Here is a 13,513-nt window from a genome sequence, read left to right on the forward strand (position 1 = left end):
TACTTCCTTAACTAGAAACCAATGAAAATTTTCAAGAACTTTCATGTGTTCCAATAAATTAGTACTATTATAACACATTTTAGCTGGATTGAGAAAAGAGTAACAAGCTATTCTCCACTCTCCAGTTCATCCATGTCTTGCTCAAATTTTTTCTGAGCCCATTTACCATAGCTCTTCAGACCAAGATTGCCAATAAAGACCCAGGGAAGGTAAATAACATAAGTAATGACCCAAGCAGATAGGTATTTACCGTTCAAAGGATTGTGCTGATAAATTTCTATGTTGAATTGATAATTCTGTAACATCAAAAGAGCCGTAATAGCCAAGGTTAGGAAAAAACAACCCAAAATCGTAAAATGAAAACGACTATAGTAGGTCACTCCCAGATAACGGGCACGATTAAAAAAGAAGAAAATTCCTACTATCAGAGTATAAACTAGAAAATTCGGATTAAAAAGAGATGGAGCCAACACTGCCACCAAATAGCTTAGAAGTACAAGCCCAATAAAGAGTGAAAAAGACTCTGCCCCAGCTTTATTAATTAGTTGTTCTTCTCTTTCGTCAAGTAATTGATAATGAATAAATTTATTTACCATCTTCTTCCTCCCAAAATAATTGGTCTAGGGTTTTCCCTAAACATCTGCAAATGGACTGGCAGAGCGAGAGACTGGGATTGTATTTTCCCGCCTCTATCAAACCAATAGTCTGGCGCGTCACCCCGACAGCATCTGCTAGTTGACCCTGAGTTAAATCAAGCTCTACCCGAGCTAATTTTAATTTTAAATTTTTAGCCACCTGCGTCCTCCTTATAGTTTTAATACTCATCTACTCTTAAAAAATCCAAAACCAACACAAGCTGTCAGCTATTTATTATAACCTCATTAATTAGCACTCCAATATTATCTTCAGCCTAAAATCAGTATGTTGGATTGTTTGAAATAAACTTCCTAGTTTGCTATTTGATTTTTGTTTTAGTATTAGCTTTAGTAGGGTCTTTTAAACGAGTTTTGATTGCTTGTATTTCTTGTTTAGTTGATTTCATATCACTATTATATAATGCTTTTGGAAATGAGTCTAGCATAAGACAAAAACGTGTACACAACAAGAGCAGGAGCATACTAAGATGACTGATTTTTTACTGTATTTTAGGTATGCAAAATAATACTAAATGAAACTAAAATGAATACTTCTTGCTTTTATTGAGAGTGAAAAAGTACAATAAAATGATTGTAGTGATTACCACAAGATACTGACTAATAGACATCGTATTTGAATCCACAAATACAGGTAAAGAATAAAAAGGAAGAAGTTCAATTGCTTTGATAAACAAATCATTACTAGTATTCATCATAATCGTATTTAATATATTAGGGATAAAGAGTAGTAAAGCTACTAAAATACCAAATACCAAGCCACTTTTAAATTTGTATAAATAGAAAATGTAAGATAATAGAAAATAAAATAGGACTAACAAAATTGTATTGACTACAATGGCTACTATAAAATCTAATCCTAAATCACCTGGAACACCCAATTTACTTACGATGACTAGTAGCACAATGCCATTCAAAGCATAAATAATGGAAACTGAGATGGCATATAGAAAATTAGACAAGACGTAAATCATCCGATTCTTCTGTTGATTATAAAACAAACTTACCGTATTGTGGGAAAAATCTCTACTAATGACTCGGTTAGCATGTATAACAGCCATTAACATACCGAGCATAGCATAAAAGTTTGAAATATGCTTAATACCAAGCGATGTCCCTTGAGTCTTTAGAATAAAGAATGTAACCAATATCGGCGGTATAAACGAGATAATCAAACCAAGATATATTACGCCTGATGAATATAAATCCCTTATATTTTCCTTAAGAAAATTCAATTTATTTAATTTCATGATTATATCCTTCCTTTATTTTGAACGATTTAGATAAATATCTTTAAGCGTCTCTTTTTTAGTTTCAAAATCAACTACTTTAATAGAGTTTTCGTTAAAAAATTTAAAAAGCTCACTACTTTGAATATTCCCAGACATAGTAATTCTCAGTCCCTGTTCCTGAACAATATCCCCAAATTCTTGTTTGGTAATGAAAATGTCTCTATCTGTAGCTGATGAAAAAGCTATCTCAAACAAGCAATTATGACTATCTTTTCCTACTTTTTGAAATGTCAAAAGCCCGTTCTCCAAGAAAAGAACCCTCTCACAAATTTCTTCAATATCTTCTAATTTATGACTCGATATTAAAATTCCCACATTTTCATGTAAAGCTAAATTTTTTAGAACCGCTAAAACTATTTGTGATGATTCAATATCTAAACCATTAGTCGGTTCATCTAAAATTAATATATGAGGTTCCGTAACGAGAGTTAGAAGCAAAGCTAATTTTTGTTTTGTACCCAAAGAATAGGTCTTTACTTTTTTATTAATAGACTGAGTCAAATCTAACTCTTGGATCAAACTTCCAAATCTTTCTTGATTGTAGTCAACACCATATAAATTTGACAAATATTTTAAATTCTCTAAACCCGTTTTAGATAAAAATAATTTTGGTTCTTCGATTAAATACCCAACATTATCACTACTTATAATATTCCCTGAAGTCGGTTGATTATTCTGAACAAGAATTTTCATCAATGTACTCTTGCCAACTCCGTTTCTCCCTACTAGACCAACAATTTCACCCTTGTTAAGTGCAAAATTTATATCTTTGAGAATGATTGAATGACCATAATGCTTACTTACATTTATAACTTCCATTTTTTATTCCTCCATTAATATTCTTGGTTTTCTCTTTGATTCTCATTAATTTTAAAAAGTTGCGCCTCTTTTTAACAACATTATATCATATATCTAACTTAATGCAATATATAAATGTCATTTTGTAAAATTTTATTAACAAAAAACTCTCTACCATAAAAATAGAGAGTGTTAAGTTTAAATATAGGATTTCAAAATATCGACAACATCACTTCTTTTCTTAACCTTATAGACCTTGATTCACAATTCTCAGCTGCGATTGTATTGTCCTCACTATCACCTAAAAAGACACAATTTGTAGGATTTAACTGATATTTATCGAGAATCTCCTCCATACTTATGTCAAGCCCCCTCTTTGCTTTATGATTTCATATTCTCCTTACAAATCTTTTTGGTAATAATATCTTTGCCCAATGTAGGGATAGTCTTGTAACCTAAAGACTTCCTTGTAGCCATGCATTTTATAAAAATCTGGAGCTTGAAACTGGTAAGTATTGACAAAAGCAAAACGACAGTTTCGATTCTTAGCTTCAGTTTCTGCTTGCTGCAATAGTTTTGACCCGATTCCTTGTCCTCTCAGTTCCTCTTTCACAAATAAATACTCGATTTCTAGCCAATTTCCAAAAGTCTCTGCTATCAAACCTGCCAGGAGATTGCCCTTTTCATCTTCGACATAAAGATTAAGTGGCTCACTTTCAGCCTCTTCTCTTTTTGAACGGTTATAAGCACGAATCAGATTCCCTATTTCTTGTGATTTATGGGATTCCTTGTTTTCCAATCTAAAGTACATCTAAATCTCCTTAAATACTGTTACAGCTTGATTATAGTCTTATTTCCAAAGACTGTCAAACTAGCAAAAACCCACCAACCTGAGTTGATGAGTCCTTAATTTATTTTCTAAATTTCCACTGGCTATAAATCCCGAAACCGATAATCCAGATAGCTGATCCAATTGCTCCTACAAATGTAGACTCTTGTAAAAAGAGGGTTACAAAGACAAAGGCAAAGAAGAGCATGGTTAAGGGATTTAGGAAACGATAATGAGGCATGAGATAGCCATCCTCCATAAAGTCTGGCGACTTGCGGTATTTAAGGTGAGCCACCATAATCAAGATATAAATGGCGATATAGACACCTGATGATGATGCCGTAATCAAGGCAAAGGCATCCGAAACACCTGGCAAGATGTTGATAAAGGCTGCTAGGGCAATCAAGATTGCTGAAGCGATTATGGCATTTTGTGGCACATTGTGGCGAGAAAGAGTATCTGCTTTAATTGCTTTTAGGAAACGATTTGGCGAATCATGGGCAATCTGATACAAATGACGACCTGTTGAATAGAGAGTTGAGTTAAGAGCAGATGCCGCTGATGTCAAAACGACGAAGTTAATCAAGGCTGCCGCCCACTTGACTCCTGCCAATTCAAACACTGTAACAAAGGGAGAATCAGCCGATGCAAGTTCACGCCACGGAATGATAGCCATGATGGCTAAGAGGGCACCTCCATAGAAAAAGGCGATACGCAAAGGAATTTCCTTAACCGCTTTTGGCAAGACCTGGCGTGGATTTTTGGTTTCTGAAGTCGTTACCCCGATAAACTCAATCATGAGGTAGGCAAAGAAAACCATCTGGAAGGCCATGACAAAGTTCACTCCACCATTAGGGAAGAGGGAGAAATTGTCGGCAATATTAGCCAAACTTGCTACACCATGGGGTGTCTTAAAGCCTGTCAAGACCATAAAGACTCCTGTTGCAATCATAGCTAAAATAGCCACAATCTTGACCATCGCAAACCAAAACTCAACTTCCCCAAAAAGTTTCACCGCAATCAGATTGACCAAGGCTAGAATGGTCAAAAATCCAATCTCAATCATCCAACTTGGCCAGTTAGGGAACCAGAACTGAACATAGTGAGAGATAGCTGTGATTTCTGCCATACCGATAAAGACAACGGATAGCCAGTAAGACCAAACTGAGAAATAACCCCAGCCCTTACCCAAATGGCGCGTGATAAAGTTGATAAAGGTATGTTGCTCAGGGTCTTGGTAGAGCATTTCTCCAACCGCACGCATCATGAGGAACATGAAGGCCCCTGTAATCATATAAATCAGTACAATGGAAGGACCTGTTAGGCTGATAGAGCGCCCCGCTCCCAAAAAGAGTCCTGTTCCGATTGTTCCCGCAATGGCCATAACCTGCACGTGACGATTGGTCAGACCACGCTCCATCTTATTTTTTTTCTTCTTTGAACTCATAACGTCTCCAATTCAATTTAAAATGGAAAAAGGAGTGAGTGAAGCGCACAGCCTCCCCACTCCTTTTTTCTGCTTTTAGGCTGTTTTTTCAACCTTTAAGATTTTCACATCATAGCTACCAACAGGTGTTTCAATGGTTGCTGTATCACCTGTTTTCTTGCCAATCAAGGCTTGTCCAATTGGGCTTTCATTTGAAACTTTACCCGCAAAGGCATCTGCACCCGCTGAACCTACGATAATATAAACTTCTTCTTCGTCCTCACCAATTTCTTGGATAGTGACTGTTTTTCCAATCGCCACTTCATCATCGGCAACTGAGTCGCTATTGACGATTTCAGCATAACGGATTTTTGTTTCCAAGCTAGAGATTTGTCCTTCGACAAAAGCTTGTTCATCCTTAGCTGCTTCGTATTCACTGTTTTCTGAAAGGTCACCATATGAACGAGCAATCTTTATGCGTTCTACCACTTCTGGTCGGCGGACCAATTTCAATTCTTCTAATTCTTTTTCAAGTTTTTCCTTTTCCGCAAGGGTCATAGGATATGTTTTTTCTGCCATTTTTCTCAACTTTCTTTAGATAGTATTGAATCTCTATCTGAGATTCTCATTTTTGTAGTCTTAGTTTGAACTACTATTTTGAGTAAGCTTGCTATTGACGTGTTCAGCTACATTACGATCATGCTCTTCCTGTGTCACTGCGTAATAGACTTTACCATCTGTAACATTGGCTACAAAGTATAGGTTCTCACTCTTTGTTTGGTTGATACTTGCTTCGATCGCGTCCTGACTTGGACTATCTACTGGACCAGGCATCAAACCAGGTTTTGTATAAACATTGTATGGTGAATTAATCGATGTATCAATTCCAGCATCGTCTGCTAGGCTGATATTTTGGCCAAGTTTCCCTTGGGCATACAAGATTGCAATATTGCTTTGAAGTGGCATTCCAAGATTCAAGCGGTTGTAGAAGACACCTGCAATCAACTTACGATCTTCAGTCTTAGCACCTTCTTTTTCAACAAGTGACGCAATTGTTAGCAATTCATTGACTGTCAAGTTTTTAGACTTGATTGCACTATAGTGCGGAGTCAAGGTCTTATCCATAGCTGCCAGCATCTCATCAATCAAACTTTCAATAGTTGTGCTTTCCTTGATAGAGTAGGTCGCTGGGAAAAGATAACCTTCCAAACGGTAACGAGCTCCACTTTCTTTCGTTGGCAAGCTTTCGAGTAGATTTGGATATTTAGCAACTTCTTGACTGATAAAGTTGTCATCTTGCACTTTAGCCAAGAAGGCTTCCGCTGTCAAAGGCTCTTTAAATTCACCTTGTAATTGGCCTACAGCTTGGGCAATTTGATCAATCGTATATCCTTCTGGAATAGTCAAATCTGCAAGTGAAGGTTCTTGAGGTTCAGGAGTACCACCTTTTTGGAGTTCCTTAATGATATCCTCTGTACTCATGCTCTTTTGCAAATTGTAATATCCAGCCTTCAAATCTGAATAATTTTTATATTTAGCATAAAAAGCAAAAATCACTCCGTGTTTAATCACACCAGAATGTTCAAGTGCTGAGCCAATCTCTTGGACATTGGCTCCTTCTGGGATTTGAACGGTTACATACTTCTTAGAATTAGCATCAACTGGTAATAAAGATGACTGGACATACTGGTAACCGAAGTAACCACCTGCCGAAATCAAGGCAAGGAAAATCAGTAGAGAAATGAAGAAAGCCTTCAAATGTGATTTTTTCTTCTTGACAGGTTTAACAGTCTCACGACGACTACGACTCGGAGTTTCAGAAATGACTTCAACAGCTTCCGTTTCCATAACTGGTTCTGGTTTTGTTACTTCTTTCTGAGGCTCTTTTTTAGCTTCAGTCTTATAAGAAACAGCTACTCTTGTTGGAGTTACGTTGAAATCTTCTTCGACCTTTTGTGGACGATTAGTCTCTGGCCTTGGAACCGGTCTTGATGGACTTGCTTCAACTGGTGAAGCTGGAACATCTTGACTAGGGTGACGAGGAGTAATCGGAGCTTCTACTCTTGATTCATCTGCCGGTGATGCAGGCATATCCTCACTAGGATGTTTTGGAACACGTGGCGCATTCTCCATAATTTTTTCAACAGCTGATAGGGATGCAACCATAACATCTTCATCTGCGAGTTTTGTTTCAGGGACAAATAGAGCTTCTTTTTTCTCTGCAAGTTCAGTGGCCTCTTGGCGAGTCCCTTCATTACGTTTTACTTTTTCTAAATCGCGTAAAATCTGCTCTTTAAAGCTTAATTTTTCGTCTTCTCTTGGCTTTTCACTCAAAAGTTTATCCTCCTCGTTGACAATCCATAATATTATATCTTAAAAACGAAAGAAAAGCAACCTAGCATGCTCTTCTAGCTTATTTTTTAGCTTCCCAGACCATATCATACCAGGTTTCTCCTGCAAAGGTTGACTGGGACTGGCCTTCATTGACAAATCCATGTTTTTCGTAGTAAGTAATGAGATAGTCATGACAGGTTAGGTTAATGCCTTCTCTTTCGTGTTCAAGAGCTAGTTCTTTCAAAGCTGTTAGCAATTTCTGACCTAGTCCTATTCCCTGTGCCTCCTTGGCAATAGAAAGACAGGTCACAGAGATATAGCCACCAGGCTCATGACTATAATCTGCTATCTTTTCTGTAAAAGACTGGTCCTGTAGATGGCGGTGGGGGCCAACTGGCCCTTCTATATACCCCATAATTCTACCTTCTTTTTCTGCAACCAGAAACGAGGTCTGAATTTCTCGCAAATGCGCCTCAAAAACAGAGCGAGGAATGGCTTCTTCAATCGAGAAATTTTCTAGTTCAATCTCAACGATACGATCCAAATCTTCTAATCTTGCTGGTCTAATTTTCATTGTGCCTCCTCTAAAAGAGATTAAACCAAATCATACTAACACCCTGGCTAGCTGCATAAAGCGAATCTGTCTCTTCTTCATCGATAAAACCGTTCATTTCAAAATAGGAAAGCAACTCATCCGGACTCTTCAAACGAATAGCTTTGTAATCCAGCTCAACTGCCACATCTTTCAAAGCCGCAAGAAGAAGCGTTCCCAAGCCCTGTCTCTGATGGTCAGCCTCGATGACTAAAGAATGTATTTCTAGACATTTCGGATTGTGTGGGTAAGGACCACCTAGAACATAGCCTAGAAGCTGATTTTCATCCCTAGCTAGAAGAAAGGTATCCGCATACTTACGGATACTTTCTTCTAAAATATGGGAAGGTTGCTGCTTTTCAGCTGGAAAAGATGAAGCCTGAAGTTCCTCTATCTCAGCCAAATCAGACTTACTTGCCTGAATGATCTTAATTGGAATTTCCATGGGAAAATCCTATTGAACATTACTTGTCAAATTAGACAAGAGACGTTCAAATGAGTATTCATAGGTCTGGATATCTCCTGCTCCCATAAAGACATAGACAGCATTGTCATGGTCAAGAAGTGGAGAAACATTTTCAACAGTGATCACTTGATGTTTTTTGTTGATTTTTTTGGCTAGGTCTTCTACCTTAACATCACCATGGTCTACTTCACGAGCAGATCCATAAATTTGCGCTAGGTAAACTGCATCCGCTTGGTTCAAAGCATGGGCAAATTCGTCCAACAAGGCAATGGTTCTTGTAAAAGTATGCGGTTGGAAGACTGCAACAATTTCCTTGCTTGGATATTTCTGACGAGCTGCATCCAAGGTCGCAATAATTTCTGTTGGATGGTGGGCAAAGTCATCGATAATCACCGTATCATTGACAATTTTCTCAGTGAAACGACGCTTAACACCGGCAAATGTTTTCAGGTGTTCACGTACCAAGTTCAAATCAAATCCTGCTGTGTAAAGAAGACCAATAACGGCTGTCGCATTCATGATATTGTGACGACCAAAGGTTGGAATGTGGAATTGCCCCAAGTCTTGTCCACGGAAATGAACGGTGAAGGTTGAACCAGTTGTTGAACGAAGAAGATCGCTAGCTACAAAATCATTGCCTTCTGCTTCAAAACCATAATAATAAATTGGTGCATCAGACGTAATCTTACGCAATTCAGTATCCTCACCGTAGATAAACAAACCTTTGGTAATTTGTTTAGCATAGTCGTTAAAGGCATTGAAAACATCCTCTAGACTTGTAAAATAGTCTGGATGGTCAAAGTCAATGTTGGTGATAATAGAGTACTCTGGGTGGTAAGGCATGAAGTGACGCTCATATTCGTCAGATTCAAAAACAAAATATTTGGCATTGGCTGAACCACGACCTGTCCCGTCTCCAATCAAGAAGCTAGTATCTGTGATGTGAGACAAGACGTGCGACAACATACCTGTTGTTGAAGTTTTTCCATGCGCTCCAGCAACTCCCATGCTAACAAAGTCACGCATAAAGCTACCTAGGAACTCATGGTAGCGTTTGTAACTAATGCCATTTTGGTCCGCATAGGCAATTTCGACGTTGTTATCTGGACGAAAGGCATTTCCAGCGATAATTTCCATATCACCGTCTAGATTCTTTTCATCAAAAGGAAGAATGGTAATTCCTGCCTGCTCAAGACCACGTTGAGTAAAGTAGTATTTTTCAACATCTGATCCCTGAACCTTGTGCCCCATTTGGTGCAACATCAAAGCCAAGGCACTCATCCCTGATCCCTTAATTCCGATAAAATGATATGTCTTTGACATGTTTTCTCCCCTATTCAGTAATTCTTGTCAGATTCAACTCTTGGGCCACCTGACGTTCTTGTTCTTTTTGTTGATTCTTTTTATTGTAGATTTGGCTCTTCTTCAGAAAATCATAATTATTTTTCTTTGGACCTGAAGTTTCTTTTGGCTCAGATTGAGTCGAAATATTGCTCACTTCTTCCGCCAAGATGTAATGAGACTGGGTCAATTTTTGACTATATTTGACAAATTCACCAGGATTTTCCTTTTGGAAAGGCGCGGTAGGTTGATTGCCCTGCCTAACTAGACTTGGATGAGAATGGCGTCTTGTAGGAGTAATATCCTTAGTCAGATAACTTGCTGAGCGTTTCTTTTTCAAATCCGCACGCGCTTCTTCACGCGCCACCTCCGCATAGCTCTTTCCTTCTTTTTTAACTCCTAAACCAGATTTCTTAGGTTTCTCTACTGGTTTTTCAATCGGTTTTGCTGGTTTTTCTTCAGTAATAGGGGCCCACTCCAGATAATTCTTATCACGGTATTCTCCCTTGATATTACTGATAAAGTCAGACTCATCATAGAGGTCCATAACCGGCATCTCAGTCAGCATGACCTCGTCATCTGACACCAATGGAAATCGTTCTTCTCTCATTTTCTATTTCCTTTCAACACTTCATTATAGCGTATTGTCTTGATTTTTCAAGTGCTGGCTTCAGAAATTCCCAAAATTTCTCTAATTTCTGCTAGGGTCAGACTGCCACGTGACTCTGTGCCGTCCAATACTTGTGACACCAGATGTTTCTTCTGTTCTTGGAGTTCTTGAATTTTTTCTTCAATGGTTCCCCTGGTCACCAAGCGATAGACCTCAACCGTTTCTTCCTGCCCCATCCGATGGGCACGGCCAATGGCTTGCGCTTCCACCGCAGGATTCCACCAAAGGTCAACCAAAATCACTGTATCAGCACCTGTCAAGTTCAGACCGACACCACCAGCCTTAAGAGAAATCAGAAAGGCATCTCTTTCTCCTTGGTTAAAGGCCTTGGTCATGTCTTGTCTTTCCTTGGCTGGGGTTGAACCCGTAATTTTAAAGGATGTCATGCCCAAGTCTGGCAGTTCTTGTTCAATTTTCTCCAACATTCCCTTGAACTGCGAGAAAATCAAGACACGGTGTCCGCCGTCTGCCACCTGTACCAGCAGGTCTCGGAGACTATCCAGTTTGCCACTGGCACCCTGATAATCCTCCATAAAGAGGGCAGGAGTATCACAAATTTGACGCAAGCGCATCAGACCAGACAAGATTTCCACCCGACTTCGCTGGAATTCCTGATCTGACACTTGAGCTAGACGGTCCCGCATCTGTTGCAACTGGGCTAGGTAGATAGCCTTTTGCTGGTCTTCCAGTTCATTTTTATAAACCACTTCAATCAAGTCTGGCAATTCAGTCAGAACTTCTTCTTTCTTGCGCCGCATCACGAAAGGTTTGATAAACTGAGCAACGCGCTCAGCTGGTAATTTCATAAATTCTTTCTTGCTTGGCAAAAGTCCTGGCATGACGATTTGGAAAATAGACCACAGCTCACCCAGATGGTTTTCAATCGGAGTCCCTGACAAGGCAAAGACCGACGGCACCACAAATTGTCTCAAGGTCTGGGCGATCTTAGTCTGGGCATTTTTCATGACCTGAGCCTCATCTAAGAAAAGGAAGTCAAAGGCCATCCGCTGATAAAGATCACTGTCCTGACGAAAGGTAGCATAACTCGTCACATAGATTTGATGGCTCTCAGCAAGAATCTCTTCACGACTAGCTTTCAAACCATGAACAACAGCCACATCCAACTGTGGGGCAAATTTCTGAAATTCATCCGCCCAGTTGTAAATCAAACCTGACGGAGCTAAAATCAAAACCCGACTTTCTTTTGTCACTTGACTGGTCAAAAATGCAATGGTCTGAAGTGTTTTACCAAGTCCCATATCATCAGCCAAAATCCCACCAAAACCATAATAATGGAGCATCTGCAGCCAACCGATTCCCTTTTCCTGATAATCTCGCAAATCAGCCTGAACCTGAGTTGCTTGTCTAGGGAAGTCCTCTGGATGCGTCAAATCCTGAGCCAGATTCTGAAATTCTTGTGAAAAAGAAACACGGTCACGTCCTTCAAAGAGATGAGCTAAACTGTAGGCCAAGGATTTCCGAGCCTGTAAGGAGCCATCTTTTAATTCAAATTGTCCTAGTTCCTGTAGATTTTGGCGAATTTTCTTGGTTTCTTCATCGAAAAAGTAGACTTGATTGGACGCACCAATGTAAAAATCTCGATTATCAACCAAGGCCTGCATGGCTTGGTCAATTTCCTCCTGGGCAATATCTTGAAAATCAAACTGGATTTCCAAGAGACCTCCCTTGGAAGCAATTTGCACTTGAGGGCTTGCTAGGTTATAGAGTTCTTCTAGCTTGTCTGATAGGTCAACATTTCCGAGCTTTTCAAAGACTGGAATGATTTCATGGAAGAAATGATAGACAGACTCTGCTTTTAAGGCCTGACGCCAAGATTGAAAGTCTGCTTCAAATCCAGCTGCCAAACCGACTTGGAAAACTCTTTCTTCTAATTCAGCATCACTCGAAAATGGTAATTCTTCTAGCTCTTGTCGGCTAGATACCTGCTTATCTCCATAATCAAACTGAATTTCTAAACGAATCCGATTATCCTCTTCCCTATCAAAATAAAAAGAGGGTTCAAAAGTTTTGATTTGTAGACGTTCTGAAGCTGAAACGGTACCCATCTGGCTAAAAAGAGTTAAACAAAAAGCCAATTTATCTCTATCACTGCTATCAAATTGCAGGTATTTCTTTCCATGTTGATCCAAATGCAGCACTTTGATTTCCTTGAGAAGGCGCATCTGCTGGTCTGTTAGAAAATAAACCTGTCCTTTATGGAACAGCACAGCTCCCTGGTAAAAGGCATTGACTCTTGGACTCTCACTGATTTCCATTTCAAAATAGTCAGAGTATTCCGTTACTGTAAAGGTAAATAGATTAGCATTCGCATGCAAATCCTGAAAGAGCAGGGTTTGGTAGCTATCCACTTGATGGTCAAATTGAAAATGGGGCAAGGTCATCAGCAAATTCACACCCTGCTCAAAAAAGGTCAGAGGAAAAAAGAGGTGCCGACCTTGGTTTTGGAAAAAAAGCTCTGGAATAAGTCCTTCCTCTACTAGTCCGCGCAAGAAAGTCAGAAGTTCTTGGCTGGCCTCATCAAAGGCTTCCCAAGACAGAGACTCCTCATAAGTTTTACCAATCATATAAGGTTTTCTCTTCTCGACGACTTTTAAAAAGAGCGGAATATCCCGAATAACGTAGTATTTTTGGCTATTGATTTGCCCGATTCTAAGCGTCCACAAGATATGATTGCTTCCTGCTTCCACCTGACCCACAGCCGACAACTCATAGGCTCGGTCTGATTTTGGAGACAAGATTCGGTCCAAAAATTTTCCACCTAAGGTCACCTTGGTTTCAACGGCCTCTTTTTCTTCATGACCTTCTTCCAGACTCTGCAAGATTTCCTGACCACGCTCATCATTTTTTAGAAAATGCTCCAACGCTGCCAAATGCACACAGTAGCCCCTCTTTTGGAAAAAATCGCAGGCACAAAAAACCAAATCATCCTCTAAACTATAGCGCAGTTCTTCTTCTGCAATGCGAGCGTAGAGCCGATTGTTCTTTTCCTTGATAATGTCAACCTTACCAGTTTCATAAAGGGCAACGCCTTCGATACGGACTTTCCCCGGAATCAATTTAGCCATATTTTTACCTTTACCTTATCTTTTTA

At 39.3% G+C, this 13,513-nt stretch carries 13 protein-coding genes; all 13 read right to left on the reverse strand.

From position 1 onward, the window contains the following. Positions 1-107 precede the first annotated feature (107 nt). Complete coding sequence (locus QM408_RS02190) at positions 108-596, reverse strand: DUF6773 family protein (RefSeq protein WP_261018066.1); 489 nt, start codon at positions 594-596, stop codon at positions 108-110. Further along, a complete protein-coding gene (locus tag QM408_RS02195) occupies positions 586-795 on the reverse strand; it encodes a helix-turn-helix transcriptional regulator (RefSeq protein WP_020902217.1) in 210 nt (69 codons plus the stop codon). The genes QM408_RS02190 and QM408_RS02195 overlap by 11 nt, the downstream gene beginning before the upstream one ends. Before the next feature lie 379 nt (positions 796-1,174). Continuing rightward, positions 1,175-1,903 (reverse strand): ABC transporter permease, encoded by a 729-nt coding sequence (locus QM408_RS02200; RefSeq protein ID WP_000773485.1) that lies wholly within the window; start codon positions 1,901-1,903, stop codon positions 1,175-1,177. Between the two features lie 15 nt (positions 1,904-1,918). Then, the gene (locus QM408_RS02205) at positions 1,919-2,764 is read right to left on the reverse strand and encodes an ABC transporter ATP-binding protein (protein ID WP_000452051.1); all 846 of its coding nucleotides are present in this window, start codon (positions 2,762-2,764) and stop codon (positions 1,919-1,921) included. Positions 2,765-3,143: 379 nt separating this feature from the next. Continuing rightward, positions 3,144-3,554 (reverse strand): GNAT family N-acetyltransferase, encoded by a 411-nt coding sequence (locus tag QM408_RS02210; protein ID WP_000273893.1) that lies wholly within the window; start codon positions 3,552-3,554, stop codon positions 3,144-3,146. Between the two features lie 100 nt (positions 3,555-3,654). Next, on the reverse strand, positions 3,655-5,019 hold the full coding sequence (locus tag QM408_RS02215) for an amino acid permease (RefSeq protein ID WP_261220853.1): 1,365 nt from the start codon (positions 5,017-5,019) through the stop codon (positions 3,655-3,657). Positions 5,020-5,094: 75 nt separating this feature from the next. Beyond that, positions 5,095-5,577 (reverse strand): transcription elongation factor GreA, encoded by a 483-nt coding sequence (gene greA, locus QM408_RS02220; RefSeq protein ID WP_000818748.1) that lies wholly within the window; start codon positions 5,575-5,577, stop codon positions 5,095-5,097. A 60-nt stretch (positions 5,578-5,637) separates the two neighbouring features. After that, positions 5,638-7,332, reverse strand: coding sequence for an endolytic transglycosylase MltG (gene mltG / locus QM408_RS02225; protein ID WP_414373416.1), 1,695 nt, complete (start codon positions 7,330-7,332; stop codon positions 5,638-5,640). A 79-nt stretch (positions 7,333-7,411) separates the two neighbouring features. Further along, the gene (locus QM408_RS02230) at positions 7,412-7,906 is read right to left on the reverse strand and encodes a GNAT family N-acetyltransferase (RefSeq protein WP_414373418.1); all 495 of its coding nucleotides are present in this window, start codon (positions 7,904-7,906) and stop codon (positions 7,412-7,414) included. A 10-nt stretch (positions 7,907-7,916) separates the two neighbouring features. Next, positions 7,917-8,369: a GNAT family N-acetyltransferase gene (locus QM408_RS02235; RefSeq protein WP_414373420.1), complete on the reverse strand. Its 453-nt coding sequence runs from the start codon at positions 8,367-8,369 to the stop codon at positions 7,917-7,919. 9 nt (positions 8,370-8,378) lie between these two features. Beyond that, a complete protein-coding gene (murC, locus tag QM408_RS02240) occupies positions 8,379-9,713 on the reverse strand; it encodes a UDP-N-acetylmuramate--L-alanine ligase (protein ID WP_414373422.1) in 1,335 nt (444 codons plus the stop codon). A gap of 10 nt (positions 9,714-9,723) precedes the next feature. Further along, positions 9,724-10,341 (reverse strand): divisome accessory protein ZapJ, encoded by a 618-nt coding sequence (locus QM408_RS02245; RefSeq protein ID WP_045612040.1) that lies wholly within the window; start codon positions 10,339-10,341, stop codon positions 9,724-9,726. Between the two features lie 47 nt (positions 10,342-10,388). Continuing rightward, on the reverse strand, positions 10,389-13,487 hold the full coding sequence (locus tag QM408_RS02250; RefSeq protein WP_414373424.1) for a pilus expression-regulating Snf2 family helicase: 3,099 nt from the start codon (positions 13,485-13,487) through the stop codon (positions 10,389-10,391). Positions 13,488-13,513 lie beyond the last annotated feature (26 nt).

This window comes from Streptococcus mitis, assembly GCF_047464965.1.
GTDB classification, from domain to species: Bacteria; Bacillota; Bacilli; order Lactobacillales; family Streptococcaceae; genus Streptococcus; species Streptococcus mitis_DU.

Bases quoted from the DNA above. Each gene is read 5' to 3' on its own strand.
- QM408_RS02190 (WP_261018066.1), bottom strand. From the start codon at position 596: ATGGTAAATAAATTTATTCATTATCAATTACTTGACGAAAGAGAAGAA.
- QM408_RS02200 (WP_000773485.1), bottom strand. From the start codon at position 1,903: ATGAAATTAAATAAATTGAATTTTCTTAAGGAAAATATAAGGGATTTA.
- QM408_RS02205 (WP_000452051.1), bottom strand. From the start codon at position 2,764: ATGGAAGTTATAAATGTAAGTAAGCATTATGGTCATTCAATCATTCTC.
- QM408_RS02210 (WP_000273893.1), bottom strand. From the start codon at position 3,554: ATGTACTTTAGATTGGAAAACAAGGAATCCCATAAATCACAAGAAATA.
- QM408_RS02215 (WP_261220853.1), bottom strand. From the start codon at position 5,019: ATGAGTTCAAAGAAGAAAAAAAATAAGATGGAGCGTGGTCTGACCAAT.
- greA (WP_000818748.1), bottom strand. From the start codon at position 5,577: ATGGCAGAAAAAACATATCCTATGACCCTTGCGGAAAAGGAAAAACTT.
- QM408_RS02230 (WP_414373418.1), bottom strand. From the start codon at position 7,906: ATGAAAATTAGACCAGCAAGATTAGAAGATTTGGATCGTATCGTTGAG.
- QM408_RS02235 (WP_414373420.1), bottom strand. From the start codon at position 8,369: ATGGAAATTCCAATTAAGATCATTCAGGCAAGTAAGTCTGATTTGGCT.
- murC (WP_414373422.1), bottom strand. From the start codon at position 9,713: ATGTCAAAGACATATCATTTTATCGGAATTAAGGGATCAGGGATGAGT.
- QM408_RS02245 (WP_045612040.1), bottom strand. From the start codon at position 10,341: ATGAGAGAAGAACGATTTCCATTGGTGTCAGATGACGAGGTCATGCTG.
- QM408_RS02250 (WP_414373424.1), bottom strand. From the start codon at position 13,487: ATGGCTAAATTGATTCCGGGGAAAGTCCGTATCGAAGGCGTTGCCCTT.